Consider the following 24,187-nt stretch of genomic DNA (forward strand, 5'->3'; position numbering starts at 1 on the left):
AATGACAGATGTTTTTTCGTTAAAAGTTGAAGAACTTGCTGGAAAAATTAAAGATTCTCAAATTACTTCAGTAGAGTTGTGCAAAATTTATATCGACAGAATAAACAAATTTGAAAAAGACGTAAAAGCATGGGCGCACTTTGACAAAAAACTTTTATTAGAAAAAGCAGCAGAGGCGGATGAACATAGAAATTTAGGAAAACCTCTTGGTCCACTTCATGGAATTCCTGTTGCAGTAAAAGATATTGTTGGAACTCTTGATATGCCTACAGAATGTGGAACATCAATAAGAAAAGGTAAATCATATTCTCAGAATGCTGAAATAGTTGATTTATTAATTTCAGCTGGTGCGATTGTGATGGGAAAAACAGCAACATCTGAATTAGCTTTTTTAGGCCCCCCAAAAACTACAAATCCTCATGATTATTCTAGAACTCCAGGTGGATCATCTAGTGGATCTGCTGCAGCAGTAGCTTCTTTTATGGCTCCGCTTGCAATTGGTTCTCAAACAGGAGGTTCGGTTATAAGACCTGCATCTTATTGTGGAGTTGTTGGTTATAAGCCCAGTTATGGATTAATAAGTAGAAATGGAGTTCTTAAAACATCTGAAAAATTAGATCACATTGGTGTTTTTGGAAGATCAGTAGAAGATGTTGCTCTTCTTGCTAAAATTTTAATCAAAAAAGATAATTATGACACAGCAACTGTTCATTATTCTAGTGATGAAATGTTGACTGAAACAAAAAAAGGACCTTTGTTTGATCCTAAATTCATTTTTTACAAAACTGATCACTGGAAGCTTCTTGGAAAAAAATCAAGAGAAGCATTTGAATACTTCATAAAATCATTCAAAAATAATATTGAAATTTTTGATACACCTTCGTACTTTAAAGATATTCATAAATACCATCAAATAATTCATGAGACAGATTTGGCTAATAATTTTTCACTCTATTATAAAAAGTATAAGAAAAAATTATCTAAATATATGCAAGATGCAATTTCAAAAGGTAACAAACATTCTGCAAAAGAATATGCAGAAGCTATAGATTTTATGAAAAGAAGTTATGAATCTTATAAGGAAGTTTTTGAGGATTATCATGGAGTTTTATCCCCATCTAGTCCTGGAGTAGCACTGAAAGGTTTAAAAAGCACAGGAACGGCAGAATTTAATAAAGTATGGTCTTATTTAGGTACACCTTGTATATCATTACCTATACTTCAAGGTGAAAACAATTTACCTTTAGGTGTACAATTAATTGGCGCAAAATATGATGATCAAAGATTTTTAGGTGTTGCTAATTGGTTAGAAAAGGAATGTAATAATTAAATGCAAAAATTTACAACATTTTTAGGTTCTCTTCTCGCAATTGCTTTTTTAGTAGGACTTGCAACAACGTTGACTAGATCATCGATGATTGGATTTTTTGATGTTCTTCCTGTTTATATTTTAATGGGTGGAGCAATTTTTATGATGGTTTACGAAGCGTTTTTCGATAAAAAATAATTTTTCTTAATATACAATTGTCTAGTCAAAATAAAAATTTATTAGCTTTATCTCTTTTATTTATTCAACCAATATTTATGGCATCTAATTTAATTGTTGCTAGAGGTGGTGTTGAGTTTGTGCCCCCAATTTCATTAGCTTTTTGGAGGTGGACGTTTGTATTTTTACTTCTTTTACCTTTCACATATTTATCATTAAAAAAAAATTTCAAAGTTATTAAAAATGAATACTCAAAATTATTTTTTCTAGGAGCAATGGGATGTGGAGTTTGTGGAGCTTTTCCTTTTTTAGCAGGTAAAACGACAACTGTTACAAATATGGGAATTATTTATACCTCATCTCCCATTTTTATAATTATAATTTCTGCAATATTTTTTAAAGAGAAAATTAATTTATTAAAAATTATTGGTTTGATTTCGTGTTTAGTTGGAGTTTTGGCAATTATTATTAAAGGAGATTTAAATTTACTTTTAAATTTAAATTTCACCATTGGAGATTTATGGATGTTGGCAGCTGCGATTGGCTGGGCCTTATATTCGATTTATTTATTTTACTGGAAATCTCAATTATCGATTTTTACTAGATTTTCTATGATATCTTTTTTTGGTGCAGTAAGTTTATTTCCATTTTATTTGGCAGAAGAAATTTATTTTGAACCAACTATATTTAATTCTGATTTTTTATTGTGGACTATATTTGCAGCCGTTTCACCAGGAATTATAGCATTTACTTTATATACTAAAGCTCAAGAAAGCTTAGGAGCTTCACTTACTGGCTTTACCTTATATGTATTTACTATCTATGCAGCAATTTACGGATTTATATTGTTTGATGAAAATTTAGAAACATTTCATTATATTGGTACTGTACTTGTTTTTGTTGGAGTTTACTTAGCAAAGAAAAATTATGATACCAAAACCTAGGAAATTAATTTTGCAAATTATATTTTGGATCTTAGTTATATATTTTATTTTACTAGCTTATCTTTTTATATTTCAAAGAAATCTAATGTATCATCCCCAGGAAAATAATTATTCAGGAGATAAAATAGAAGTAGAGATAGAAAAAGTTCAAATTCAAACAACAGATAACATTAGCCTTTTAGGATGGTTTCATGAAAAAGATTTGAAAAAATTTAAGACTGTTGTTTATTTTCATGGAAATGCAGGAAGCCTAGAAAATAGAATTCATAAATTAAATCATTTTAAAAATATGGATGTAAATTTTTTAATAATCGCTTGGCGTGGATTTAGTGGAAATTTAGGAAAACCATCTGAAAATGCTTTATATGAGGATGGAAAAAGTGCAATTAACTGGCTTAAAAATAAAGGTTTGAGTGACAGTGATTTAATCATTTATGGAGAGTCACTTGGCACAGGAATTGCAACTGAGGTTTCTCAAAATAAAAGATATGCTGGTTTAATTTTAGAAACACCTTTCACTTCAATGATTGCTGCAGCTAAGAATTTTTATCCATACATTCCTGTCTCTCTAATATTAAAAGATAAATATAAAAATGATGAAAAAATAAAAAATATTAATATTCCGGTTTTAGTTATGCATGGCGAAAAAGATCAAATTGTTCCTTTTTCAATGGGAAAGAAGATGTTTGATTTAGCAAATGATCCAAAGTCCTCTTATTTTACCAAACATGACGATCATATGATGGAATTTGATAATAATATGGTTTTCCAACTAGGTTCATTTATAAAAAGTTTAAATTAAGCCACAATCAAAACAATTTTATTCCAAAAATTCTAATTAATTTCTAATCATGAAGAAATTATTCATTTATATTTTTTTGACTTTTCTTATTTCAGGAACTTCTTTTTCTAAAGAAAATTTGTCTTCAATTGAAAATTTATTTTTTATTGATCAAATGAACTCGCATGATGAAAATTTTGCTTTGTATTTTAAACCAAGAGAAAAGGCTATATTAGCAAAAGGGGAAGTAAGTAATTACATCAATGATTACCCTAAAGATCTTTATATATATGATTATAAAACAGAAGTATCATCACCATTGATTTCTTATGAATGGTTTCCAAGAAAAGCAAAAAATTTTTTAAAGGAATATAATTTTCCAGTTTTTCCAGATGATTTTGCTTATTATCTATTAAAGGATAACAAAACATTGGTAATGATTAGTGCTGTTAAAAGTTTAAAAGTAAATTTCAAATACGATATTGTTGAAAAGAAATTAGATTTATATCCAACTAATGGAAAGTTTGATTTCATTATTTCCTCTATTGCAAAGGACTGCGGACACTACAAATTTAAGGATAATTACAGATGTAGTTTCTATAAACCTTTAATATCTAGTAATCTAATTAAGTAATTTGTGTAAAAGCATCAGCAAATTTTTCAGCTTCAAAAATTTGCAGATCATCTTCCTTTTCACCTAAACCAAGTGCAATAATTGGTATTTTATACTTTTTGGCTACAGCCAGAAGTATTCCTCCCTTAGCTGTTCCATCTAATTTTGTCATCACTAAGCCTGTAATTGGGATAATTTTATTAAATTCTTCAACTTGATTTAAAACGTTTTGACCTGAAGTTGCATCTAAAACTAAAATCACATCATGAGGTGCACTTTCATCTATTTTTTTTGTAACGTTTGCTATTTTTTTATATTCTTCCATTAGGTTTTTTTTATTTTGCAGTCTTCCAGCAGTATCAATTAAAACTTGATTAAAATTGTTTGATATAGAAGTTTCTATTGCCTTATAGGCTACAGATGCAGGATCAGATCCTTGTGAAGATTTTGTAATTTCAACATTAATTTTTTTTGCCCAATTTTCTAATTGCTCTATAGCAGCAGCTCTAAATGTATCTGATGCTGCCAACATAACTTTATTGCCATTTTCTTTTAATATTTTACTAATTTTCCCAATAGTTGTTGTTTTACCAACGCCGTTAACTCCAGAAACTAAAATGGCATTAAGTTTTTCTTTATTTTTAAAAAATTCATTATTTTCTAGAGGTTTCATAACTGAGATAATGTAGTCTTTAAGAATATTATTTATCTCAGCAGTTAAATCTTTGTTTGGATCTATTTTTGTTTTTGAGATTATTTCTCTAATTTCTGAGGCAGAAGCTACCCCAACATCTGATTGAATTAAATAATCTTCAATTCTGTCTAAAGTTTTGTCATCAATTTCTTTTTTGACAACTATATCTCTTAGGCCCGATGTAAAAGCTGAAGCACTTTTTTTAAACCCTGATTTAAATTTTTCGAAAATTCCCATTAAATTTCTATATCGATTTCTCTTATATCAGAAACAGGACCTTTCATGTGGATACTATCGTTTTCATCTATAGATATCGTCAATTTTCCAGTAGAAAATTCGATGTTAACTTTATCGCTAGCAAGTCCTGCCTGCTTAGCAGCAAAGGCAGTAGCACAAGCTGCAGTTCCACATGCTTTTGTCAAACCAGCTCCTCTTTCCCAAACTTTTACTTTTATTAACTCTTTGTTTACTATTGTGGCTATTGTGACATTACATTTTTCTGGAAACAGTTTGTGGTTTTCTATTTCTGGGCCAACTTTTTCTATTTTGAATTGTTCGTTGTCTTCCACAAAAAAAATTATATGAGGATTTCCCACATTGACGGCCGTTCCTCCAAAAAATTCATTATTATTTGAATCAACAATTTTAATATTTAAGTTTTTTGTTTCTAATTCTTGAGATAAAGGAATTTCATTCCATTTAGTTCTGCCCAAACCAATTTCAGTAGATACTAATTTTTCTCCTAAAATATGAGATTTTAAATGGCCAGATAAAGTTGTTAATATAATCGTGTCTTTATTTTTTTCTTTTCCTAATAGCTCAGCCACACACCTTGTACCATTTCCACATGCACCAGAAATCCCACCGTCAGAGTTAAAAAATTCTATTGAAGCATCGTAATCTTGGTCTTTATTAATTAATATAAGTTGGTCGCATCCTATAAAGTTTCTGTCACAAATTTTAATTATTTGGTCTTTGGTAAGATTTGTAACTTTTTCTCTGTTATCAATAATTACAAAATCATTGCCTAAACCGTCCATTTTAAATGCTTTAATATTCATAATTAGATATTTAACTTATTTATTGACTTTTTGAACCTCTATTATAGGTTGTTGCCGTTTCCGCAAAAACATTAACTTTGCGGTGTCTTTGGAAACAAAGAGATCGACACTAGTCAGCGAGAGTTCGCCCACTAGTGCGTTACTGCTATGCGTAACAAAAAAATATATGTTTGAAAATTTAACAAATAAATTTGAAGAAATTTTTTCTTCTTTAAAAAAAGCACCCTCTCTGAATGAAGCTCAGGTAGATGAGGGCTTGAGAAGTATTAGGCAAGCATTGCTTGAGGCAGATGTTTCTTTAGATGTTGCAAAAGAATTTGTTGAAAACGTAAAACCTAAAGCTTTAGGACAAGAAATCATAAGATCAACTTCTCCTGGAGATATGGTTGTAAAAATTGTCTACGATGAGCTAGTAAACTTACTAGGTCCTAGCAATGCAGACATAAATTTAAATGCTGTACCACCAGTTCCTATGATGATGGTTGGTTTGCAGGGTTCGGGTAAAACAACTTCTACTGCAAAATTAGCTAAATATTTAGAAGATAATAAAAAGAAAAAAGTGATGATGGTCAGTTTGGACATTTATAGGCCAGCAGCACAAGAACAGCTTAGATCTTTAGGTGAACAGAATAATATTTTGACACTTCCAATTATTGAAGGTCAACAACCAACTGATATTTGCCAAAGAGCCATGAGTGCAGCAAATCTAAATGGAGCAGATATAATTTTGTTTGATACAGCTGGGAGAACTCAAATTGATTTACAAATGATGAGCGAGATCAAACAAATTGAGAGCATTATTAATCCAGCAGAAACTTTTCTTGTAGCGGACTCTCTTACAGGTCAAGTTGCTGCTTCAGTTGCAAAAGAGTTCAAAAACACAGTTAACTTATCTGGAATAATATTAACTAGAGCTGACGGTGATGCCAGAGGTGGAGCTGCCGTGAGTATGAAATATGTATCAAATGTTCCAATAAAATTTTTGGGTATAGGTGAAAAAATAGAAAATTTTGAGGTATTTCATCCAGATAGAATAGCAAATAGAATTTTAGGAATGGGAGACATTGTTTCTCTTGTAGAAAAAGCTGCTCAAGATTTAGGCGAAGAGAACATTAAAAAAGCTGAAGAAAATTTAAAAAAGGGTCAATTTTCTATGGAAGATTACCTTTCTCAATTAAGACAAATGAAAAAAATGGGAGGCATTGAGGGGATCATGTCTTTTATGCCAGGAGTATCTAAAATTAAATCTCAAATGGATTCAGCAGGGATTGACGAAAGTATTATAACAAAAAACGAAGCTATCATTTTATCAATGACAAAAAAAGAGAGAGAGAATCCAAAAGTAATTGATGGTTCAAGAAAAAAAAGAATTGCTAATGGCTCTGGCACAGATCCAGCCACTATCAATAAATTGCTTAAGCAATTTAAAATGATGTCTGAAATGATGAAAAAGATGTCAAAAGGAAATCTGAAAGGTATGTCTGATCAAGGGATACCACCAGAGCTATTTAATAAACTAAAATAATAAAATAAGGAGAACAAATGTTAAAACTTAGATTATCAAGGGGAGGCTCTAAAAAGAGACCAGTTTACAAAGTTGTTGTAGCTGACAGTCGTTTCCCAAGAGATGGAAGATTTATAGAAAAAGTTGGTTTTTTTAACCCACTACTTCCTAAAGATAAAAAAGAAAGAGTAGGTCTTGAAGCTGAAAGAATTAAATATTGGCTAGGTCAAGGTGCTAAACCAACAACAAGAGTTGCAAGAATTTTAGGTGAAAATGATTTAATCCCTATGCCAGCAGCTGGAAATAATCCAAATAAAGCTGTTCCTAAAAAAGAAAGAAATAAAAAAGAGGAAGATGGTGCAGAAGCTCCTAAAGCTCCAGCAGCAGAAGCAGCTCCAGCAGCAGAGGCTCCTAAAGCAGAAGCAGCTCCAGCAGCAGAGGCTCCTAAAGCAGAAGCAGCTCCAGCAGCAGAGGCTCCTAAAGCAGAAGCAGCTCCAGCAGCAGAGGCTCCAAAGGAAGAAGTCCCTAAAGCAGAAGCAGCCCCAGCTGAGGAAAAAAAATAAACTAAAGATAATCTATGTGGCAAGCTCAAGTGTTTACACTTTATCCAGATATTTTTCCTGGTCCTTTGTCTAAAGGTCTGTATGGAAAAGCAATGTCTAAAAATATTTGGAATTTAAAAGTGGTAAACATTAGAGATGCTGCTGAGGATAAACATAAAACTGTAGATGATACTCCATATGGAGGTGGTTCTGGTATGTTGATGAAGGCAGATGTATTAGCTAAATCATTAGATCAAAATAAAAATGAAGGAGAAAAAATATTATATTTATCTCCTAGAGGAAAAAAATTTGATCAAAATTATGCCAAAGAATTATCGAAGGAAAAATCGATTTCGATAATTTGTGGACACTTCGAAGGAGTTGATGAAAGGGTGTTAAGTACAAGAAATATAGAAGAAGTTAGTATTGGAGACTTTATTTTATCAGGAGGAGAGTCAGCAGCATTTGTGGTGATTGATAGTATTTTGAGACTTTTACCCGGTGTTCTGGGGAATGAGAATTCTACGGTAAACGAAAGTTTTGAAAATGGATTATTAGAGTATCCTCAGTTCACAAAACCTCAAATTTGGGAGGAAAAAGCGGTTCCAGAAGTACTTTTGTCAGGAGATCACAGTAAAATTAAACACTGGCGTTTATCTCAATCTGAGGCTATAACACGCGTCCGAAGACCAGATTTATGGGAAAAATATAAGAAGAATTAATTTGATAAATATAACTATGAAAACAATTGAAGAGATAAATCAACATAACGTTAAAAAAATACTTTCAGAAAAAAAGATACCTGAATTCTACCCTGGAGATGTAGTTAAAGTAGGTGTTAGAATTACAGAGGGAAAAAAAGAGAGAATTCAATATTTTGAAGGCGTTTGTATTGCAAAAAAAAGCAGAGATTTAAACTCGTCTTTCACAGTTAGAAAAATTTCTTTTGGTGAAGGTGTTGAAAGAACATTTCCACTTTATGGAACTCTAATTGACTCAATCAAAGTTATTAGATCAGGAAAAGTAAGAAGAGCAAAATTATATTATCTAAGAGATAGAACAGGTAAATCAGCAAGGATTGCAGAAAAAATTAGAAAAAAAATTGGTATTGATGTTGATGCAAAACCTGAAACAGTTACTGAAGAAAATGTAGCACCACCAACAGAAGCTCCAAAGGAAGAAGCTCCAAAGGAAGAAGCTCCTAAAGCAGAAGCAGCCCCAGCAGCAGAAGCTCCAAAGGAAGAAGCTCCTAAAGCAGAAGCAGCCCCAGCAGCAGAAGCTCCAAAGGAAGAAGCGCCCAAAACAGAGGAAGCTACAACTGAACAATCAACAGAAAGTACTTCAGAAAAAAAATAATTTTTTTTTCAATGTCTACTACCCTTTACGATAAAATTTGGAACGATCATCTTGTTGATCAACAAGAAGATGGAACAGCTTTATTGTTTGTCGATAGACACTTAATTCATGAAGTTACTAGTCCACAAGCTTTTGAAGGTTTAAGAAATTCAAATAGAAAAGTTCGTCATCCTAATTTAACTTTAGCTGTTGCTGACCATAATGTTCCAACGACAGATAGAACTAAAGGGATATCAGACCAGGAATCGAAAATACAAGTTGATACATTAGAATCAAATTGTAAGGAATTTGGTGTGCAGCTCTTTGGTATGGATGATAAACGACAAGGAATTGTTCATATTATTGGACCAGAACAAGGTTTTACTCAACCAGGAACAGTTATTGTATGTGGAGATAGTCATACTGCAACTCATGGAGCTTTTGGATCATTAGCTTTTGGTATTGGAACATCTGAAGTTGAACATGTTTTAGCAACGCAAACACTCGTTCAAAAGAAAGCAAAAAATTTTAGAATTAATGTTAATGGAACACTTCCATTAGGAGTAACATCTAAAGATGTAATACTTCAAATCATTGGAAAGATTGGTACTGCAGGTGGAACAGGTTGTGTAGTTGAATATGCAGGAGATTTAATAAGATCTTTGAGTGTTGAACAGAGAATGACTATTTGCAATATGACCATTGAGGGTGGCGCAAGAGCTGGATTAATTGCTCCAGATGAAAAAATATTTGAATATTTAAAAGGTAAACCCATGTCTCCAAAAGGAGAAAATTGGGAAAAGGCACTGGAATACTGGAAGAGTTTAAAAACTGATGCTGATGCAAGTTTTGATAAAGAAATAAATCTTAATGCAAATGATATATTACCGATGATTACTTGGGGAACTTCACCTCAAGATGTAATTACAATTGATGGAAAAGTACCTAATCCTCAAAATGAAAAAGATGAGGATAAAAAGAACTCAATTGAAAGAGCACTAAAATATATGGGATTAGCACCCGATATGGCAGCAACTGATATCAAGATAGATAAAGTATTTATCGGAAGCTGTACAAATGGAAGAATTGAAGATTTAAGGGAAGCTGCCAAAATCTTAAAGGACAAAAAAATATCATCTCATGTAAATGCTATTGTAGTTCCCGGGTCAGGATTAGTTAAAGAACAAGCTGAGCAAGAAGGTTTAGATAAAATATTTGTAAATTCAGGATTTGAATGGAGAGAGCCAGGCTGTTCTATGTGTTTAGCAATGAATGCAGATAAATTAAAACCAGAGGAAAGATGCGCATCTACTTCAAACAGAAACTTTGAAGGAAGACAGGGAAGAGGCGGTAGAACGCATCTAGTAAGCCCTGGGATGGCAGCTGCAGCTGCAATCTCTGGTAATTTAGATGATGTAAGAAAGTATCAAAGTTAAATGCAAAAATTTAATACATTAAAAAGTATTCCAGCTTATTTACCAATCGTAAATATCGATACAGATATGATTATTCCTAAGCAATTTTTAAAAACAATAAAAAGAACTGGACTTGGAAAAAATTTGTTTTTTGAAATGAGATATGACGATAATGGAAAAGAAATTAATGATTTTGTATTAAATCAAGAACCATTTAATAACTCAAAAATTTTAATTGCAGGAAACAATTTTGGGTGTGGTTCATCAAGAGAGCATGCTCCATGGGCATTGTTAGATTTTGGAATTACTTGTGTGATTAGTTCAAGTTATGCAGATATTTTTTATAGTAATTGTTTTAAAAATGGAATTTTACCAATAATTCTCGAAGAAGAAAAAATAAAAGAACTTTCTGAATACGCAAATAGAAAAGAGGAAATTTCTGTAGACTTAAATGATCAAAAAATTATTTATGGAAACAACGAAATTAAATTTGAAATAGATCCATTTAAGAAAAAATGTTTGCTAGAAGGTTTAGACGACATTGCTCTTTCTTTAAAAAAATCTGACAAAATTGAAAATTTTGAAAATCAATTAAAAGATAAAAAACCTTGGATTTTTAATGATTAAAGTTAAAAAAAGAAAAATTCTATTATTACCAGGAGATGGTATTGGACCTGAAGTAATTGGAGAGGTTAAAAAAATAATTAACTGGTTCAATGATAAAAAATCCTTAGACTTTGAAATAGATGAAGATCTTGCTGGTGGATGTTCTTACGATAAACACGGTACACCAATAACAGATGAAGTTTTTTATAAAGCTTTAGAGAGTGAAGTTGTCATGCTTGGTGCAGTAGGAGGACCTAAGTGGGATAATATTGAGTTTTCAAAAAAACCTGAGAGAGCTTTATTAAAATTAAGAAAAGAATTAAAATTATTTGCAAATTTGAGACCTGCAATATGTTTTGAACAATTAGTTGGCGCATCAACACTTAAACCAGAAGTGGTTTCTGGTTTAGATATAATGATTGTAAGAGAATTAACTGGTGGAATTTATTTTGGTGAACCGAGAGGTATTAAACCAATAGAAAATGGTGAAAGAAAAGGAATAAACACTCATACTTATACTACTAGTGAAATTACTAGAGTTGCAAGAGTTGCTTTTGATCTTGCTAGAAAAAGATCAAACAAAGTTACCTCTTGTGAGAAATCTAATGTGATGGAAGCTGGACAACTATGGAAAGAAGAAGTTCAGGAACTTCATGAAAAAGAATACAAAGATGTTGAGCTAAGTCACATGCTTGCAGATAACTGTGCAATGCAATTACTTAGAAATCCAAAACAATTTGATGTAATTGTTACTGATAATTTATTTGGTGATATGCTTTCAGATCAAGCTTCAATGTTAACAGGATCTTTAGGGTTATTACCTTCTGCATCTTTAGGTGCAAAAAATAAAGATGGTGAAATGAGAGCAATGTATGAACCTATACATGGTTCAGCTCCTGATATTGCAGGAAAAGGGCTAGCAAATCCAATCGCAACAGTATTAAGTTTTGCAATGGCTTTAAGATATTCTTTAGATCTTGATAATGAAGCTGATGCTTTAGAAAATGCTGTACAAGCTGTATTAAATGACGGTCTAAGAACGAAAGATATCCTTTCTGAGGGCATGAAAGAAGTATCTACCTCGCAAATGGGCGATGCGATAATTTCAAAATTGCAATAAATCTCTAAGTATTCTAAGCTTTTTAAATGCCAAGTTATTCTGCACCTGTCAAAGATATGATGTTTCTCTATGAAAAATTAAGAGATAACAAAAATTATAATGATCTTGAAAGATATAACGAAGTTAGCTCAGATTTGGTTAAAGATATTTTAGAAGAAGCAGCTAAAATTAATCAAAATTTAATTTTACCACTTGCTAAAGCAGGCGATGAAAATCCAGCAATTTTAGAAAATGGTGTAGTTAGAACACCACCAGGATACAAAGAAGCTTATCAGAAATATATTGAGGATGGATGGACTTCATTGTCATGCGATCCAAAATATGGTGGTCAAGGAATGCCAAAAACAGTTAGTGCTTTTTTTGACGAAATGCTGTCTTCAGCTAGTTTATCTTTTAAACTTTATAGTGAATTAAGTATTGGAGCATACAATTGTATTAATCATCACGCTACTGATGAAATAAAAGATAAATATTTACCTAAAATTGTAGAAGGTAAATGGAGTGGCACGATGTGCTTAACAGAACCTGTTTGTGGTACCGATTTAGGTTTACTTAAAACAAAAGCAGTTAGTCAATCCGATGGAACTTATAAAATAACTGGCCAAAAAATTTTTATCACATCAGGTGATCATGACTTAACAGAAAACATTGTTCATTTAGTCTTAGCAAGATCTACCGACTCTCCTCCTGGAACAAAAGGAATAAGTTTATTTTTAGTACCCAAGTTTTTAGTAAATCAAGATGGATCGGTTGGACAAAGAAATGGTATTTCAACAGGATCTATTGAAACAAAAATGGGAATTAAAGGTTCGGCAACTTGTGTCTTAAACTTTGATGATGCAACAGGATACATGATTGGTCCTAAGGACAAAGGTTTAAATGCAATGTTTACCATGATGAATCTTGAGAGAATTGTAGTCGGTATTCAGGGATTGGGTATTTCAGAAATTGCTTACCAAAATTCACTTGCTTATGCAAAAGAGAGAAAACAAGGAAAAACTAATAATTCTAAATCTACAAATGGTGCAGATTTTATTATTGACCATGCAGACATAAGAAGAACTTTATTAAACATGAAATCAATAATTGAGGGAGAAAGAGCTTTATGCTTTTGGCTGTCTCAACAAACTGAAGTTAGTCTTCATCATCCAGATGAAAAAATTAAACAGGAAGCTTCTGATTATGTTTCTTTGATGACACCTGTAGTTAAATCTTTATTTACTGATTTAGCTATGGAGATTACGAGTGATGCTATGCAGATTCATGGAGGGTACGGTTATACTAAAGACCAAGGTATTGAACAGTTATACAGAGATAACAGAATTACACCGATATACGAAGGAACTAATTCAGTTCAAGCTGCTGATTTAGTATTTAGAAAATTAATAAATAGAAATGGTGATGTAATTTCTAAATTTTTAGAAATGATAAAATCTGAATGTGAAAACAAACATGAAAAGGTAAAATCTTTTACAAAAGATCTTACATATTATCTTGATATTTTATCAAAGTTCACTGGTTGGATTGTAGATAAAAGTAAAATCGAAAAAGATGATGTTTCTGCAGCTGCAAATGACTATTTAAAAACACTTGGTTATATTTCGATTGCTTTTTCATGGATAAAAATCTTAGAAATCAGTTTTAAAGATTATGAAGAAAATAAAGAGTTTTATTCAGACAAAATTAATACAGCTACATTCTACTTTGAAAAAGTGTTACCAAGAGCAGAATATCATTATAAATCTGCAGTTTCAGGTAGCTCAAATATAATGAAATTTAAATTTAATTAATAATGAATCATTACGACATTAATCTGGATAGAAATAATGCAAATTATGTTCCATTAACACCACTAACATTTTTACAAAGAGCCAAAGATGTTTATCCTGATTATGAGGCTATAGTTTATGAGGATAGAAGCTATACTTGGAATGAAGTTTATAAAAGAGCAGTAAAATTTGCCAGTGCACTTACTAAAATTGGTATTCAAAAAGGAGACACAGTATCTTTTTTAGCTTTTAATACTCCTGAAATTTTTGAGGCACACTACTCAGTTCCAATGACAGGAGCAGTTTTAAACACAATAAATATAAGATTAGATGCCAATACAATTAATTATATTTTAAATCATAGTGATGCGAAGGTATTAGTTGTAGATAGACAATTACATGTAGAAGTAAAAAAAGCTTTAAAAAATTTAAATAAAAATATCACTGTTATAGACATTAACGACAAACATGCTGATCAATCGAAATTGGAAAAAATTGGAGATTTAGAATACGAAAGTTTTTTAAATACTGGAGATGAAAATTTTGATTGGAAAATGCCTGATGATGAATGGCAGGCAATATCTTTAAGTTATACTTCAGGTACAACTGGCAATCCTAAAGGTGTTGTTTACCATCATAGAGGTGCGTACTTAATGTCTACGGGAAGTACTGTTGCCTGGAACATGCCTAATCGTTTAAACTTTTTAACAGTTGTACCTATGTTTCATTGTAATGGCTGGTGCTATCCATGGACAGTTCCAATGTTAAATGGAAGAACAATTTGCTTAAGAAATATTGATGTTAAGAAAATTTTTGAGCTTATTGATAAATATGACATTACTCATTTTGGAGGAGCACCAATAGTTTTAAATATGATAACTGGAGCTCCAGAAAGTGATAGAAAAAAATTAAAGCATAAAGTTTATGTCTTAACTGCTGGAGCACCTCCGCCAAGTATTATTTTTAAAAAAATGAAATCTCTTGGATTTGAAGTTATGCATGTTTACGGTCTTACAGAAACATATGGTCATGTTACACAATGTGCGTGGAATGATGGATGGAATGATTTAGATGAAGATAAACAAAATGAGATTAAAGCAAGACAAGGAGTAAGGTATCCTAATACAGAAGGAGTAACAGTTTTAGATCCAGAAACGATGAAAGAAGTTCCTAAAGATGGAAAAACTATCGGTGAGATCATGATTAGAGGAAACGTAGTAATGAAAGGTTACTTTAAAGACAAAGAAGCTACCGATAAAGCAATGAAAGATGGATGGTTTCATAGTGGTGACTTGGCAGTTATGTTTCCTGATGGATATGTAAAAATCCAAGATAGATCGAAGGATATTATTATCTCAGGGGGAGAAAATATTTCATCAATAGAAATTGAAAATACATTGTCTAAACATCCTTCAGTTTCAATAGCAGCGGTAGTTGCTAAACCAGACGAAAAATGGGGAGAAGTACCTTGTGCTTTCATCGAGATGGTTCAAGATAAGCCTGTCACTGAAAAAGAATTAATTGATTTTTGCAAAGAAACTTTGGCTGGATTTAAAGTTCCCAAAAAGGTCGTTTTCTGCGAACTACCTAAGACATCAACTGGAAAAATACAGAAGTTTGAACTGAGAAAAAAAGTTTAGGAATTTAATTGATATTTGAAATCGAAAATAAAAGTATTTTTGCTTCAGACAATGGCAAAGGTATAGATAAAAACAAAGATACCATTGTTTTTCTTCATGGAAGTGGCTTATCTCATATTGTTTGGTCATTAAGTGAGCAATTTTTTTCAAATAATAATTTCAATGTATTATCTATTGATTTACCAGGACATGGAAATTCCGAGGGGCCATGTTTAAAAACTATTGAGGAGATAGCAGAATGGTTGGAACTTATATTTGATGCCTTAGATCTTCAAAATTTAATTTTAGTTGGTCATTCACAAGGATGTTTAGAAATACTTGAGTATTCCCATAGATACAAAGATAGACTAAAAAAAATAGTCTTTGTAGGTGGATCTAACAAAATGCCTGTTCATCCTGATTTGATTGAACTTGCGGAAAATGGAGATTCTGATGCAGTAAAGTTAATGATGAAGTGGGGATATGAAGGCTCAAAAAAATTTATAGGTGGAAATCCAGTGGAAAGAATTATTCAATCTCCAAAAGATATTAGTGAAATACTTGCTGTAGATCTTATAGCTTGTAATAATTACAAAAATGGCTCAACCGCAGCTGAGTCTATCGAGGTTCCATCAATGTTTGTTTTTGGTTCTCTAGATAAAATGGTTAATTTAGAATCTGGAAAAAAATTCTCTCAATTGATTAAAAATTCAACTATTCATGTAATCGAAGGATGTGGACATATGATTATGATTGAAAAAGCATTTGAAATGCGGGACAAGGTTTTAGAATTTTTAAATAAATGAAAAATTATTCGATAGCAAAATCTAGAAGACTTAGAAGTACACCATATACTTCAAGAATAGAAAAACAAGGTGTAACAGCTTATACAATCTATAATCATATGTTGCTTCCAGCAGCGTTTGGATCTGTAGAAGATTCTTATCATCACTTAAAAGAGCATGTTCAAATTTGGGATGTCGCAGCAGAGAGGCAAGTTGAAATTTCAGGAAAAGACTCAGCTAAATTAGTTCAATTAATGACTTGTAGAGACTTATCTAAATCTAAAGATGGTAGATGTTATTATTGTCCTATTATAGATGACCAGGGTGGATTAATTAATGATCCTGTTGTGCTGAGATTAAGTCAGGAGAAATGGTGGATATCTATTGCAGACTCTGATGTAAGTTTATTTGCAAAAGGATTAGCAATTGGAAATAAATTTGATGTTAAAATCTTTGAACCAAATGTAGACATTATGGCTGTTCAAGGTCCAAAATCATTTAAGTTAATGGAAAAAGTATTTGGAGAAAAAATAACTAAATTGAAATTTTTTGGATTTGATTATTTTAATTTTGAAGGAGTTGACCATTTAATTGCACAATCAGGTTGGTCTAAGCAAGGTGGTTATGAAATTTATGTTCAAAACACTGAGTCTGGTCAAAAGTTATATGATCATTTATTTGAAGCTGGTAAAGAATTTAATGTTAGGCCTGGATGCCCTAATTTAATAGAGAGAATTGAAAGTGCTCTATTATCATTTGGAAACGATATGGATAACAATGATAACCCGTTTGAGTGTGGTTTTGATAAGTATGTTAACTTAGATAGTGATGCAAAGTTTTTGGGTAAGGAAAAATTAATAAAAATAAAAGAAGAAGGAATTACTAAAAAATTGATGGGTATAAAAATTGATATTAATGAAATCAGTGTAACAGGCTCTCTACATTTGACAGATGAAAACAACAACCTAATTGGAGAATTAAGATCTGCTTGCTATTCACCTCACTTCAAAAAAGTAATTGGTATAGCTATGATGCAAAAAGGATACTGGAATCCTGAGCAAAATGTAAAAGTTGTTGTAAATGGACATAATTGCGCTGGAAAAGTTTGCGATTTACCTTTCATTTAGTATAACAACTCCATCATGAATATAGCTATAGTCGGAGCCACGGGCAATGTTGGAAGAAAAGTACTAGAAGTACTTGAGAGGAAAAATTTGCCTATTTCAGAAATTTTTTTAGTTGCATCTGCAAGAAGTGCGGGTTCAAAAATTAATTTTAAAGGAAAAGACATAGAAGTTGAAAATTTAGAGACTTTTGATTTTTCAAAAGCAAAAATTACTTTTTTTGCAGCAGGTGGAAAAATTTCAGAAGCTTATGCCTCAAAAGCAGCAAGCGAGAGCATTGTAATAGATAATTCTAGTTTTTATAGAATGGACCCTGATGTTCCTTTAATTGTACCTCAAGTAAATGCAGATGACTTAAAAAATATAAAAAAAAATATTATTGCTAATCCTAATTGCTCAACTGCACAATTAGTCTTACCATTAAAACCAATCCATGATTTATTTAAAATAAAAAGAGTAGTTGTAGCTACATATCAGTCAGTATCTGGTGGTGGTAAAGCACCAATGGATGAATTAGTAGAACAGACTAAGCTAGCACTAGAAAACAAAGCAATTGAATCAAAAAATTTTACAAAACAAATTTCATTTAATTTAATTCCACATATCGATGTATTTGCTGATGACGGATACACAAAAGAGGAATTAAAAATGACCAATGAGACTAAAAAAATTCTAGATCAAAATATTGAATTATCAGCAACTTGTGTAAGAGTACCAGTTTTAGTTTCTCATTCTGAAGCAGTAAATTTAGAATTGGAAAAAGAATTTACAATTGATCAAATTAAAGAATGTCTTGAGAAAATGGAAGGCTGTAAAGTTATTGATGAGAGACAAGATGGTGGATATTCAACACCACTTGAAGCGGCTGGAAAAGATGAGACATTCATTTCAAGAATTAGAGAAGATAAGACTAAAAAGAATTGCTTAAATATGTGGATTGTCTCAGACAATTTACTTAGAGGTGCAGCTTTAAATGCAGTTGAAATTGCTGAAACATTAATAAAAAATAATTTTTATGGAAAGTAAAAGACCTCTTTCTCCTCATATACAAATTTATAGATGGCACATATCCTCACTAGTATCTATTTCTCATAGAATAACTGGAATAATAAATATCTTAGCAATAACTTTAGTTTGCGTCTGGGTTTCTTGGCTAATTTTAGGAGAACCAAAATATAATTTAATAAACTTTTTTTTTAATTCATTTCTTGGAAAATTTGTTGCAATAGGGTTAGCGTGGTCTTTTAGTTTTCAGATACTTAGTGAAATCCGACATATAATAATGGATATGGGTTATGGCTATGAACTTAAGACTACTCGTCTAACAGGTTTGATGGTGATCTTTGGTTCATTGATTTTAACTATTTTATTTTACTTAATTGGAAAAAACTTTTTTTAATATGAATTTAGCTACAAAAAAATGGATGTTTTTAAAATTATCATCAATAATTTTAGTCCCTTTAATGTTTTGGTTTATAATTAATTTCATATCTATTTATGATGGAGACTATTCTGAAGTAGTTAGTTTTTTTTTAAACAAAACAAATAAGTTTTTATTTAGTATATTTTTAATTTTTGCTTATTTTTTTTCTGCCCTAAGTATTAGTGAGGTTTTTGAGGACTATATTTCTAATGAAAAAACCAAATATGTCGCAAACAGACTTCTCTATATTTCTGCTATAATTATTCCATTATTAACAATAATAATTTTACTTAATCTAAAATAATGAGCGCTTATAATATTATAGATCATGAATATGATGTAGTTGTCTTAGGAGCTGGTGGATCTGGCTTGAGAGCTGCTGTTGGATTAAGCGAAGCTGGATTGAAAACAGCCTGTATTTCAAAAGTATTTCCAACTAGAAGCCACACTTCTGCTGCACAAGGAGGTATCTCAGCTGCACTTGGTAACATGGGAGAAGATGATTGGAGATGGCACATGTATGATACGGTTAAAGGTGCAGATTGGTTAGGTGATCAAGATAGTATTGAGTATTTATGTAAAGAAGCTCCAAAAGCTGTTTTAGAATTAGAAAAATATGGAGTTCCATTTAGTAGAACTGAAGAGGGAAAAATATATCAAAGACCTTTTGGTGGAATGACAAAAAATTATGGAAATGGAATTGTACAAAGAACATGTGCTGCTGCGGATAGAACTGGTCATGCAATTCTTCATACGCTTTATGGACAAGCCTTAAAACATAATACTGAGTTTTTTATAGAATATTTTGCATTAGATCTTTTAATGAAAGATGGAGCGTGCAAGGGATTAATTGCATGGAATTTAAATGATGGAACAATCCATAGATTTAGAGCACATACTGTAATTATAGCTACAGGTGGATATGGGAAAGTCTATTATTCAGCTACATCTGCGCATACTTGCACTGGAGATGGAAATGCAATGGTATTAAGAGCTGGATTGCCTCTTCAAGATATGGAGTTTGTTCAATTTCATCCAACAGGAATTTATGGTCATGGCACGTTAATAACAGAAGGTGCTAGAGGTGAGGGTGGTTATCTAACTAACTCTAAGGGGGAAAGATTTATGGAAAGATATGCTCCAAATGCAAAAGATTTAGCATCAAGAGATGTTGTTAGTAGATCAATGTCTATTGAAATAAATGAAGGAAGAGGAGTTGGAAAAGATCAAGATCATGTTCATTTAAACTTAAGTCATTTAGATAAAGATATTATTGAAAGTAGACTTCCAGGAATTACTGATGCTGCAAGATTATTTGCAAATGTAGATGTAACTAAAGAACCTATACCTGTTGTCCCAACAGTTCATTATAATATGGGTGGTATTCCAACAAATTACAAAGCAGAAGTTTTAACTGTTAATGGTTCAGAAAAAACTGTTCCAGGTTTGATGGCTATAGGAGAAGCAGCATGTGTATCTGTTCATGGTGCGAATAGACTTGGCTCTAATTCATTAATTGATTTAGTAGTGTTCGGAAGAGCAGCAGCAAAAAGAGCAGCAGAATTAGTTAAACCCGGAACTCCTCATGAAGAGTTACCTGAGTCTGAGACACAAAAATGTTTAGATAGATTTGATAAGTTAAGAAATGCAGATGGAAATAATAGTACCGCAGAACTTAGACTTTCAATGCAAAAAACAATGCAATCTAAATGTGCAGTATTTAGAACAGAAAAAAATTTAAAAGAAGGCGTTGATGATATTAGAAAAACTTATGATGGAATGGACTCTATTTCTGTTAAAGATAGATCTTTAGTATTTAATACTGATTTAGTTGAAACTTTAGAATTTGATAATTTAATTAGACAAGCAGTAACAACAGTAGAATCTGCATATCACAGAAAAGAAAGCAGAGGAGCTCATGCAAGAGATGATTATCCAAAAAGAGATGATGATAAATTTATGCAACATACTCTTGCTTGGTGTGATGGAAAAAATACAAAAATTAGTTATAGACCAGTCCACAAGTCAACTTTGACTAATGAAGTTCAATATTTTCCACCACAAGAGCGGGTATACTAATGGTACAATTGAATTTACCAAAAAATTCTGAAGTCAAAAAAGGTAAATATTTTAAAGATAAAACAGGCTCTAAAAATCTTAGAAGAGTAAATGTTTATAGATGGGACCCTTCTACTGAAGAAAATCCAAGAATTGATACTTATGAAGTTGATATGGATAATTGTCCTTCTAAAGTTTTAGATATTTTAAATAAAATTAAAAACGAAATTGACCCAACATTAGCTTATAGAAGATCTTGTGCTCATGGAGTTTGTGGTTCTTGTGCTATGAACATGGGTGGCAAAAATGGTTTAGCGTGCACAACTCCGCATTCGGAAATTGATGGAGATATAGACATATATCCACTGCCGCACTTGAAAGTTAAAAGAGATTTAATTGGAGATTTGGATGGTTTGTATAAACAGTATCAATCTATTGAACCCTGGTTAAAAAATAATTCAAAAAAAGAAACAACAGAAATTTATCAATCTCAAGAAGATAGAGCAAAACTTGATGGCGCTTATGAATGTATTATGTGTGCATGTTGTTCAACATCTTGCCCAAGTTATTGGTGGAATGGAGATAAATACTTAGGTCCAGCAGTCCTTCTACAAGCTTACAGATGGATCGTTGATAGTAGAGATGAAGAAAGAAAAGCAAGATTAAAAAAAGTTGCTGATGAATTAAAACTTTACAGATGTCATACTATTTTAAATTGTACAAATGCTTGTCCCAAAGGCCTAAATCCAGCAAAAGCAATTGCAGAAATTAAAAAAATGTTAGCTACGGCCAATGTTTAAATAGACTATTAAGTTTTTTTGATTTAAAAGACCGTATTCATGAAATTAATAGAGCACTTCGTTAATGGAAAAATAATTCCAGGTTCATCTGATAGAAAAGGAAAAGTATTTAATCCTGCAACAGGAGAACAAGAATCTGAGGTTAGACTTGCAAGTAAATCTGATTTAGATCAAGCTGTAGAAGCAGCCAAAAAAGCATTTGAAACTTGGTCTGCAAAACCTCCTTTACAAAGAGCAAGGATAATATTTAAATTTAAAGAATTAATAGAAAAAAACTCTGATGAGTTAACAAAGCTAATAGTATCAGAACATGGAAAAGTTTTTGAGGATGCTAGAGGATCTTTAACAAGAGGGCTTGAGGTAGTTGAGTTTGCTTGTGGAATTCCTCATTTGTTAAAAGGTGAATATTCTGAAAATGTTGGAACAAATGTTGACAGTTGGTCAATGAGGCAACCTTTAGGGGTAGTAGCTGGAATTACTCCATTTAATTTTCCGGCAATGGTACCAATGTGGATGTTTCCAATAGCAATTGCTTGTGGAAATACATTTATATTAAAACCTTCAGAAAAAGATCCTTCATGTCCACTTAGATTAGCAGAGTTACTTAGTGAAGCTGGATTGCCTGAGGGAGTATTTAACGTAGTTAATGGCGACAAAGAAGCTGTTGATGCAATTTTAGAAAATAAAGATATTAAAGCTGTAAGCTTTGTTGGATCCACTCCAATTGCAAAATATATCTACGAAAATTCAGCTAAAAATGAAAAAAGAGTACAAGCACTTGGAGGTGCAAAAAATCACTTAGTAGTCATGCCAGATTGTGATTTGGATGGTGCAGTAAATGGATTGATGGGTGCAGCTTACGGATCTGCAGGTGAGAGATGTATGGCTCAATCTGTTGCTGTTGCTGTTGGAGATATTGGTGATGAACTAGTTTCAAGACTTTCAAAAAAAGCAGAGGCCTTAAAAGTAGGACCTGGTATGGATAAAACTTCAGAGATGGGACCTCTGGTTACAAAAGAGCATTTAGAAAAAGTAAAAAGTTATGTTGATTTAGGAGTTGAAGAAGGTGCTAAATTAGTTGTCGATGGAAGAAATTTAAAACTTCAAGGTTATGAAAACGGATTTTATATAGGTGGTTGTTTATTTGATCACGTTAATAAAGACATGAGAATTTATAAAGAAGAAATTTTTGGTCCAGTTCTATCTGTAGTTAGAGTTAAAACTTTTGAAGAGGCTGCAAAACTAATCAATGATCATGAATACGGAAACGGAGTAAGTATTTATACTAGAGATGGTGATGCAGGCAGAACATTTGCTAGTAAAATTCAAGTAGGAATGGTTGGTATCAATGTTCCAATTCCAGTTCCTATGGCCTTTCATAGTTTTGGTGGTTGGAAAAGATCATTATTTGGAGATAGTGGCATGCATGGCATGGAAGGAATAAAATTCTATACTAAACTTAAAACTGTAACATCACGATGGCCTTCAGGTGTGCGTACAAACGCAGAATTTGTAATGCCAACAATGAAATAAGAGGAAATAAATGAAAAAAATATCTTTAATTGGCGCGGGCCAAATAGGTGGAACACTAGCACATTTAATTGGAATAAAGGAGCTTGTTGATGAAGTTGTTTTATTTGACGTTGCAAGTGGAATAGCTAAAGGAAAGGCTTTAGACATAGCTCAATCTTCATCTGTTGATGGATTTAATGTAAAATTATCAGGTACAGACGATTATAAAGATATTAAAGATTCTGATGTTATCATAATTACAGCAGGAGTTCCTAGAAAGCCAGGAATGAGTAGAGACGACCTTCTTGGTATAAATTTAAAAATTATTAAACAGGTAGCTCAAGGAGTAAAAGAAAACGCTCCGAACGCCTTCGTAATTTGTATCACCAACCCTTTAGACGTAATGGTTATGGCGTTTCAAAAGTTTTCAGGTTTGCCTGCAAATAAAGTTGTTGGCATGGCAGGAATTTTAGATAGCTCAAGATTTAAATTATTTTTATCATTAGAGTTTGGTGTGCCTGTGAAAGAGATTGAAGCAATGGTTATGGGTGGTCATGGAGATACTATGGTTCCTATGCCAAGATTTACAAAAGTATCTGGTAAACCTTTATTAGATCTTGTTAAAGAAGGAAAGATTTCTCAAGAGAGAGTTGAAGAAATTAATCAAAGAACTAGAGACGGTGGAGCAGAAATCGTTAAGTATTTAGAAAAAGGTTCTGCTTTTTATGCACCTGCAGCATCGGGAGTTCAAATGGCTGAGTCATACTTAAAAGATGAAAAAAAATTATTACCTTGTGCAGTCCAGTTAAATGGTGAGTACGGAGTAGAAAATGTTTATGCGGGAGTACCGGTTGTAATTGGTAAAGACGGAGTTGAGAAAATTGAAGTAGTGGATTTAGATGAAAAAGAAAATAAAGAGTTTATGCACTCTATTGATGCTGTAAAAGCTCTTTGGGAAGCTGCTTCTAAAATAGATCCAGATCTTTCAAAATAATA

At 32.0% G+C, this 24,187-nt stretch carries 25 protein-coding genes; 23 read left to right on the forward strand and 2 right to left on the reverse strand.

Annotated features, from left to right (window positions below):
• Position 1 precedes the first annotated feature (1 nt).
• The 5 genes from ACTTAW_RS01540 to ACTTAW_RS01560 all read left to right on the forward strand — a co-directional run bounded on the left by ACTTAW_RS01540 (position 2) and on the right by ACTTAW_RS01560 (position 3,845).
• Complete coding sequence (locus ACTTAW_RS01540; RefSeq protein WP_440650850.1) at positions 2–1,330, forward strand: amidase; 1,329 nt, start codon at positions 2–4, stop codon at positions 1,328–1,330.
• A complete protein-coding gene (locus ACTTAW_RS01545) occupies positions 1,331–1,507 on the forward strand; it encodes a hypothetical protein (protein WP_179850415.1) in 177 nt (58 codons plus the stop codon). It abuts the gene before it with no gap.
• Positions 1,508–1,524: 17 nt separating this feature from the next.
• Positions 1,525–2,430 carry a DMT family transporter gene (locus ACTTAW_RS01550; protein ID WP_440650851.1) on the forward strand — a complete coding sequence of 302 codons (906 nt, stop codon included), beginning with the start codon at positions 1,525–1,527 and terminating at the stop codon, positions 2,428–2,430.
• 85 nt (positions 2,431–2,515) lie between these two features.
• Positions 2,516–3,232 carry an alpha/beta hydrolase gene (locus tag ACTTAW_RS01555; protein WP_440650852.1) on the forward strand — a complete coding sequence of 239 codons (717 nt, stop codon included), beginning with the start codon at positions 2,516–2,518 and terminating at the stop codon, positions 3,230–3,232.
• A gap of 49 nt (positions 3,233–3,281) precedes the next feature.
• Positions 3,282–3,845, forward strand: coding sequence for a hypothetical protein (locus tag ACTTAW_RS01560; RefSeq protein ID WP_440613676.1), 564 nt, complete (start codon positions 3,282–3,284; stop codon positions 3,843–3,845).
• Here the strand turns inward: ACTTAW_RS01560 and ftsY are convergent.
• On the reverse strand, positions 3,838–4,755 hold the full coding sequence (gene ftsY / locus ACTTAW_RS01565; protein ID WP_428078914.1) for a signal recognition particle-docking protein FtsY: 918 nt from the start codon (positions 4,753–4,755) through the stop codon (positions 3,838–3,840). The two genes, ACTTAW_RS01560 and ftsY, sit on opposite strands and share 8 nt — an antisense overlap.
• Positions 4,755–5,579, reverse strand: a complete 825-nt coding sequence (gene dapF / locus ACTTAW_RS01570; protein ID WP_440650853.1) for a diaminopimelate epimerase — start codon at positions 5,577–5,579, stop codon at positions 4,755–4,757. The genes ftsY and dapF overlap by 1 nt, the downstream gene beginning before the upstream one ends.
• A 166-nt stretch (positions 5,580–5,745) precedes the next feature.
• Between dapF and ffh the strand changes: the two genes are divergently transcribed.
• From ffh to mdh, 18 genes are read left to right on the forward strand one after another with little or no spacing between them, the layout of a single operon-like run.
• Complete coding sequence (ffh, locus tag ACTTAW_RS01575; protein WP_440650854.1) at positions 5,746–7,104, forward strand: signal recognition particle protein; 1,359 nt, start codon at positions 5,746–5,748, stop codon at positions 7,102–7,104.
• A 17-nt stretch (positions 7,105–7,121) separates the two neighbouring features.
• The gene (gene rpsP / locus ACTTAW_RS01580) at positions 7,122–7,646 is read left to right on the forward strand and encodes a 30S ribosomal protein S16 (protein WP_440650855.1); all 525 of its coding nucleotides are present in this window, start codon (positions 7,122–7,124) and stop codon (positions 7,644–7,646) included.
• 14 nt (positions 7,647–7,660) lie between these two features.
• Positions 7,661–8,347: a tRNA (guanosine(37)-N1)-methyltransferase TrmD gene (gene trmD / locus ACTTAW_RS01585; RefSeq protein ID WP_440650856.1), complete on the forward strand. Its 687-nt coding sequence runs from the start codon at positions 7,661–7,663 to the stop codon at positions 8,345–8,347.
• Between the two features lie 16 nt (positions 8,348–8,363).
• Positions 8,364–8,981, forward strand: coding sequence for a 50S ribosomal protein L19 (gene rplS, locus ACTTAW_RS01590; protein WP_440650857.1), 618 nt, complete (start codon positions 8,364–8,366; stop codon positions 8,979–8,981).
• Between the two features lie 11 nt (positions 8,982–8,992).
• Positions 8,993–10,396, forward strand: a complete 1,404-nt coding sequence (gene leuC, locus ACTTAW_RS01595; RefSeq protein WP_440650858.1) for a 3-isopropylmalate dehydratase large subunit — start codon at positions 8,993–8,995, stop codon at positions 10,394–10,396.
• Entirely contained in the window at positions 10,397–11,002 is a 606-nt protein-coding gene (gene leuD / locus ACTTAW_RS01600; protein ID WP_440613682.1) for a 3-isopropylmalate dehydratase small subunit, read from the forward strand.
• Positions 10,995–12,101, forward strand: coding sequence for a 3-isopropylmalate dehydrogenase (leuB, locus tag ACTTAW_RS01605; RefSeq protein ID WP_440613683.1), 1,107 nt, complete (start codon positions 10,995–10,997; stop codon positions 12,099–12,101). The genes leuD and leuB overlap by 8 nt, the downstream gene beginning before the upstream one ends.
• 26 nt (positions 12,102–12,127) lie before the next feature.
• Positions 12,128–13,891, forward strand: coding sequence for an acyl-CoA dehydrogenase family protein (locus tag ACTTAW_RS01610; RefSeq protein ID WP_440650859.1), 1,764 nt, complete (start codon positions 12,128–12,130; stop codon positions 13,889–13,891).
• Between the two features lie 2 nt (positions 13,892–13,893).
• Positions 13,894–15,510 (forward strand): acyl-CoA synthetase, encoded by a 1,617-nt coding sequence (locus ACTTAW_RS01615; protein WP_440650860.1) that lies wholly within the window; start codon positions 13,894–13,896, stop codon positions 15,508–15,510.
• An 8-nt stretch (positions 15,511–15,518) separates the two neighbouring features.
• Complete coding sequence (locus tag ACTTAW_RS01620) at positions 15,519–16,295, forward strand: alpha/beta fold hydrolase (protein WP_440650861.1); 777 nt, start codon at positions 15,519–15,521, stop codon at positions 16,293–16,295.
• Positions 16,292–17,401 carry a dimethylsulfoniopropionate demethylase gene (locus ACTTAW_RS01625; RefSeq protein WP_440650862.1) on the forward strand — a complete coding sequence of 370 codons (1,110 nt, stop codon included), beginning with the start codon at positions 16,292–16,294 and terminating at the stop codon, positions 17,399–17,401. The genes ACTTAW_RS01620 and ACTTAW_RS01625 overlap by 4 nt, the downstream gene beginning before the upstream one ends.
• A gap of 15 nt (positions 17,402–17,416) precedes the next feature.
• Positions 17,417–18,424 carry an aspartate-semialdehyde dehydrogenase gene (locus tag ACTTAW_RS01630; protein WP_440650863.1) on the forward strand — a complete coding sequence of 336 codons (1,008 nt, stop codon included), beginning with the start codon at positions 17,417–17,419 and terminating at the stop codon, positions 18,422–18,424.
• Complete coding sequence (sdhC, locus tag ACTTAW_RS01635) at positions 18,414–18,797, forward strand: succinate dehydrogenase, cytochrome b556 subunit (RefSeq protein ID WP_440650864.1); 384 nt, start codon at positions 18,414–18,416, stop codon at positions 18,795–18,797. The genes ACTTAW_RS01630 and sdhC overlap by 11 nt, the downstream gene beginning before the upstream one ends.
• Position 18,798: 1 nt before the next feature.
• Positions 18,799–19,125, forward strand: coding sequence for a succinate dehydrogenase, hydrophobic membrane anchor protein (gene sdhD, locus ACTTAW_RS01640; RefSeq protein WP_440650865.1), 327 nt, complete (start codon positions 18,799–18,801; stop codon positions 19,123–19,125).
• Entirely contained in the window at positions 19,125–20,900 is a 1,776-nt protein-coding gene (sdhA, locus tag ACTTAW_RS01645; protein ID WP_440613691.1) for a succinate dehydrogenase flavoprotein subunit, read from the forward strand. The genes sdhD and sdhA overlap by 1 nt, the downstream gene beginning before the upstream one ends.
• Positions 20,900–21,679, forward strand: a complete 780-nt coding sequence (locus tag ACTTAW_RS01650) for a succinate dehydrogenase iron-sulfur subunit (protein WP_262589896.1) — start codon at positions 20,900–20,902, stop codon at positions 21,677–21,679. Before sdhA ends, ACTTAW_RS01650 begins: the two co-directional genes overlap by 1 nt.
• Before the next feature lie 39 nt (positions 21,680–21,718).
• On the forward strand, positions 21,719–23,212 hold the full coding sequence (locus ACTTAW_RS01655; protein WP_075506082.1) for a CoA-acylating methylmalonate-semialdehyde dehydrogenase: 1,494 nt from the start codon (positions 21,719–21,721) through the stop codon (positions 23,210–23,212).
• A gap of 10 nt (positions 23,213–23,222) precedes the next feature.
• Positions 23,223–24,185 carry a malate dehydrogenase gene (gene mdh / locus ACTTAW_RS01660; protein ID WP_440650866.1) on the forward strand — a complete coding sequence of 321 codons (963 nt, stop codon included), beginning with the start codon at positions 23,223–23,225 and terminating at the stop codon, positions 24,183–24,185.
• Positions 24,186–24,187 lie beyond the last annotated feature (2 nt).

The organism is Candidatus Pelagibacter sp. HIMB1495 (assembly GCF_052047955.1).
Classification (GTDB): Bacteria; Pseudomonadota; Alphaproteobacteria; order Pelagibacterales; family Pelagibacteraceae; genus Pelagibacter.

What these genes read in the sequence shown, in the direction of transcription:
- ACTTAW_RS01540 (WP_440650850.1), top strand. Translation starts at nt 2, where the DNA reads ATGACAGATGTTTTTTCGTTAAAAGTTGAAGAACTTGCTGGAAAAATT.
- ACTTAW_RS01545 (WP_179850415.1), top strand. Translation starts at nt 1,331, where the DNA reads ATGCAAAAATTTACAACATTTTTAGGTTCTCTTCTCGCAATTGCTTTT.
- ACTTAW_RS01555 (WP_440650852.1), top strand. Translation starts at nt 2,516, where the DNA reads ATGTATCATCCCCAGGAAAATAATTATTCAGGAGATAAAATAGAAGTA.
- ACTTAW_RS01560 (WP_440613676.1), top strand. Translation starts at nt 3,282, where the DNA reads ATGAAGAAATTATTCATTTATATTTTTTTGACTTTTCTTATTTCAGGA.
- ftsY (WP_428078914.1), bottom strand. Translation starts at nt 4,755, where the DNA reads ATGGGAATTTTCGAAAAATTTAAATCAGGGTTTAAAAAAAGTGCTTCA.
- dapF (WP_440650853.1), bottom strand. Translation starts at nt 5,579, where the DNA reads ATGAATATTAAAGCATTTAAAATGGACGGTTTAGGCAATGATTTTGTA.
- ffh (WP_440650854.1), top strand. Translation starts at nt 5,746, where the DNA reads ATGTTTGAAAATTTAACAAATAAATTTGAAGAAATTTTTTCTTCTTTA.
- rpsP (WP_440650855.1), top strand. Translation starts at nt 7,122, where the DNA reads ATGTTAAAACTTAGATTATCAAGGGGAGGCTCTAAAAAGAGACCAGTT.
- trmD (WP_440650856.1), top strand. Translation starts at nt 7,661, where the DNA reads ATGTGGCAAGCTCAAGTGTTTACACTTTATCCAGATATTTTTCCTGGT.
- rplS (WP_440650857.1), top strand. Translation starts at nt 8,364, where the DNA reads ATGAAAACAATTGAAGAGATAAATCAACATAACGTTAAAAAAATACTT.
- leuC (WP_440650858.1), top strand. Translation starts at nt 8,993, where the DNA reads ATGTCTACTACCCTTTACGATAAAATTTGGAACGATCATCTTGTTGAT.
- leuD (WP_440613682.1), top strand. Translation starts at nt 10,397, where the DNA reads ATGCAAAAATTTAATACATTAAAAAGTATTCCAGCTTATTTACCAATC.
- leuB (WP_440613683.1), top strand. Translation starts at nt 10,995, where the DNA reads ATGATTAAAGTTAAAAAAAGAAAAATTCTATTATTACCAGGAGATGGT.
- ACTTAW_RS01610 (WP_440650859.1), top strand. Translation starts at nt 12,128, where the DNA reads ATGCCAAGTTATTCTGCACCTGTCAAAGATATGATGTTTCTCTATGAA.
- ACTTAW_RS01615 (WP_440650860.1), top strand. Translation starts at nt 13,894, where the DNA reads ATGAATCATTACGACATTAATCTGGATAGAAATAATGCAAATTATGTT.
- ACTTAW_RS01625 (WP_440650862.1), top strand. Translation starts at nt 16,292, where the DNA reads ATGAAAAATTATTCGATAGCAAAATCTAGAAGACTTAGAAGTACACCA.
- ACTTAW_RS01630 (WP_440650863.1), top strand. Translation starts at nt 17,417, where the DNA reads ATGAATATAGCTATAGTCGGAGCCACGGGCAATGTTGGAAGAAAAGTA.
- sdhC (WP_440650864.1), top strand. Translation starts at nt 18,414, where the DNA reads ATGGAAAGTAAAAGACCTCTTTCTCCTCATATACAAATTTATAGATGG.
- sdhD (WP_440650865.1), top strand. Translation starts at nt 18,799, where the DNA reads ATGAATTTAGCTACAAAAAAATGGATGTTTTTAAAATTATCATCAATA.
- sdhA (WP_440613691.1), top strand. Translation starts at nt 19,125, where the DNA reads ATGAGCGCTTATAATATTATAGATCATGAATATGATGTAGTTGTCTTA.
- ACTTAW_RS01650 (WP_262589896.1), top strand. Translation starts at nt 20,900, where the DNA reads ATGGTACAATTGAATTTACCAAAAAATTCTGAAGTCAAAAAAGGTAAA.
- ACTTAW_RS01655 (WP_075506082.1), top strand. Translation starts at nt 21,719, where the DNA reads ATGAAATTAATAGAGCACTTCGTTAATGGAAAAATAATTCCAGGTTCA.
- mdh (WP_440650866.1), top strand. Translation starts at nt 23,223, where the DNA reads ATGAAAAAAATATCTTTAATTGGCGCGGGCCAAATAGGTGGAACACTA.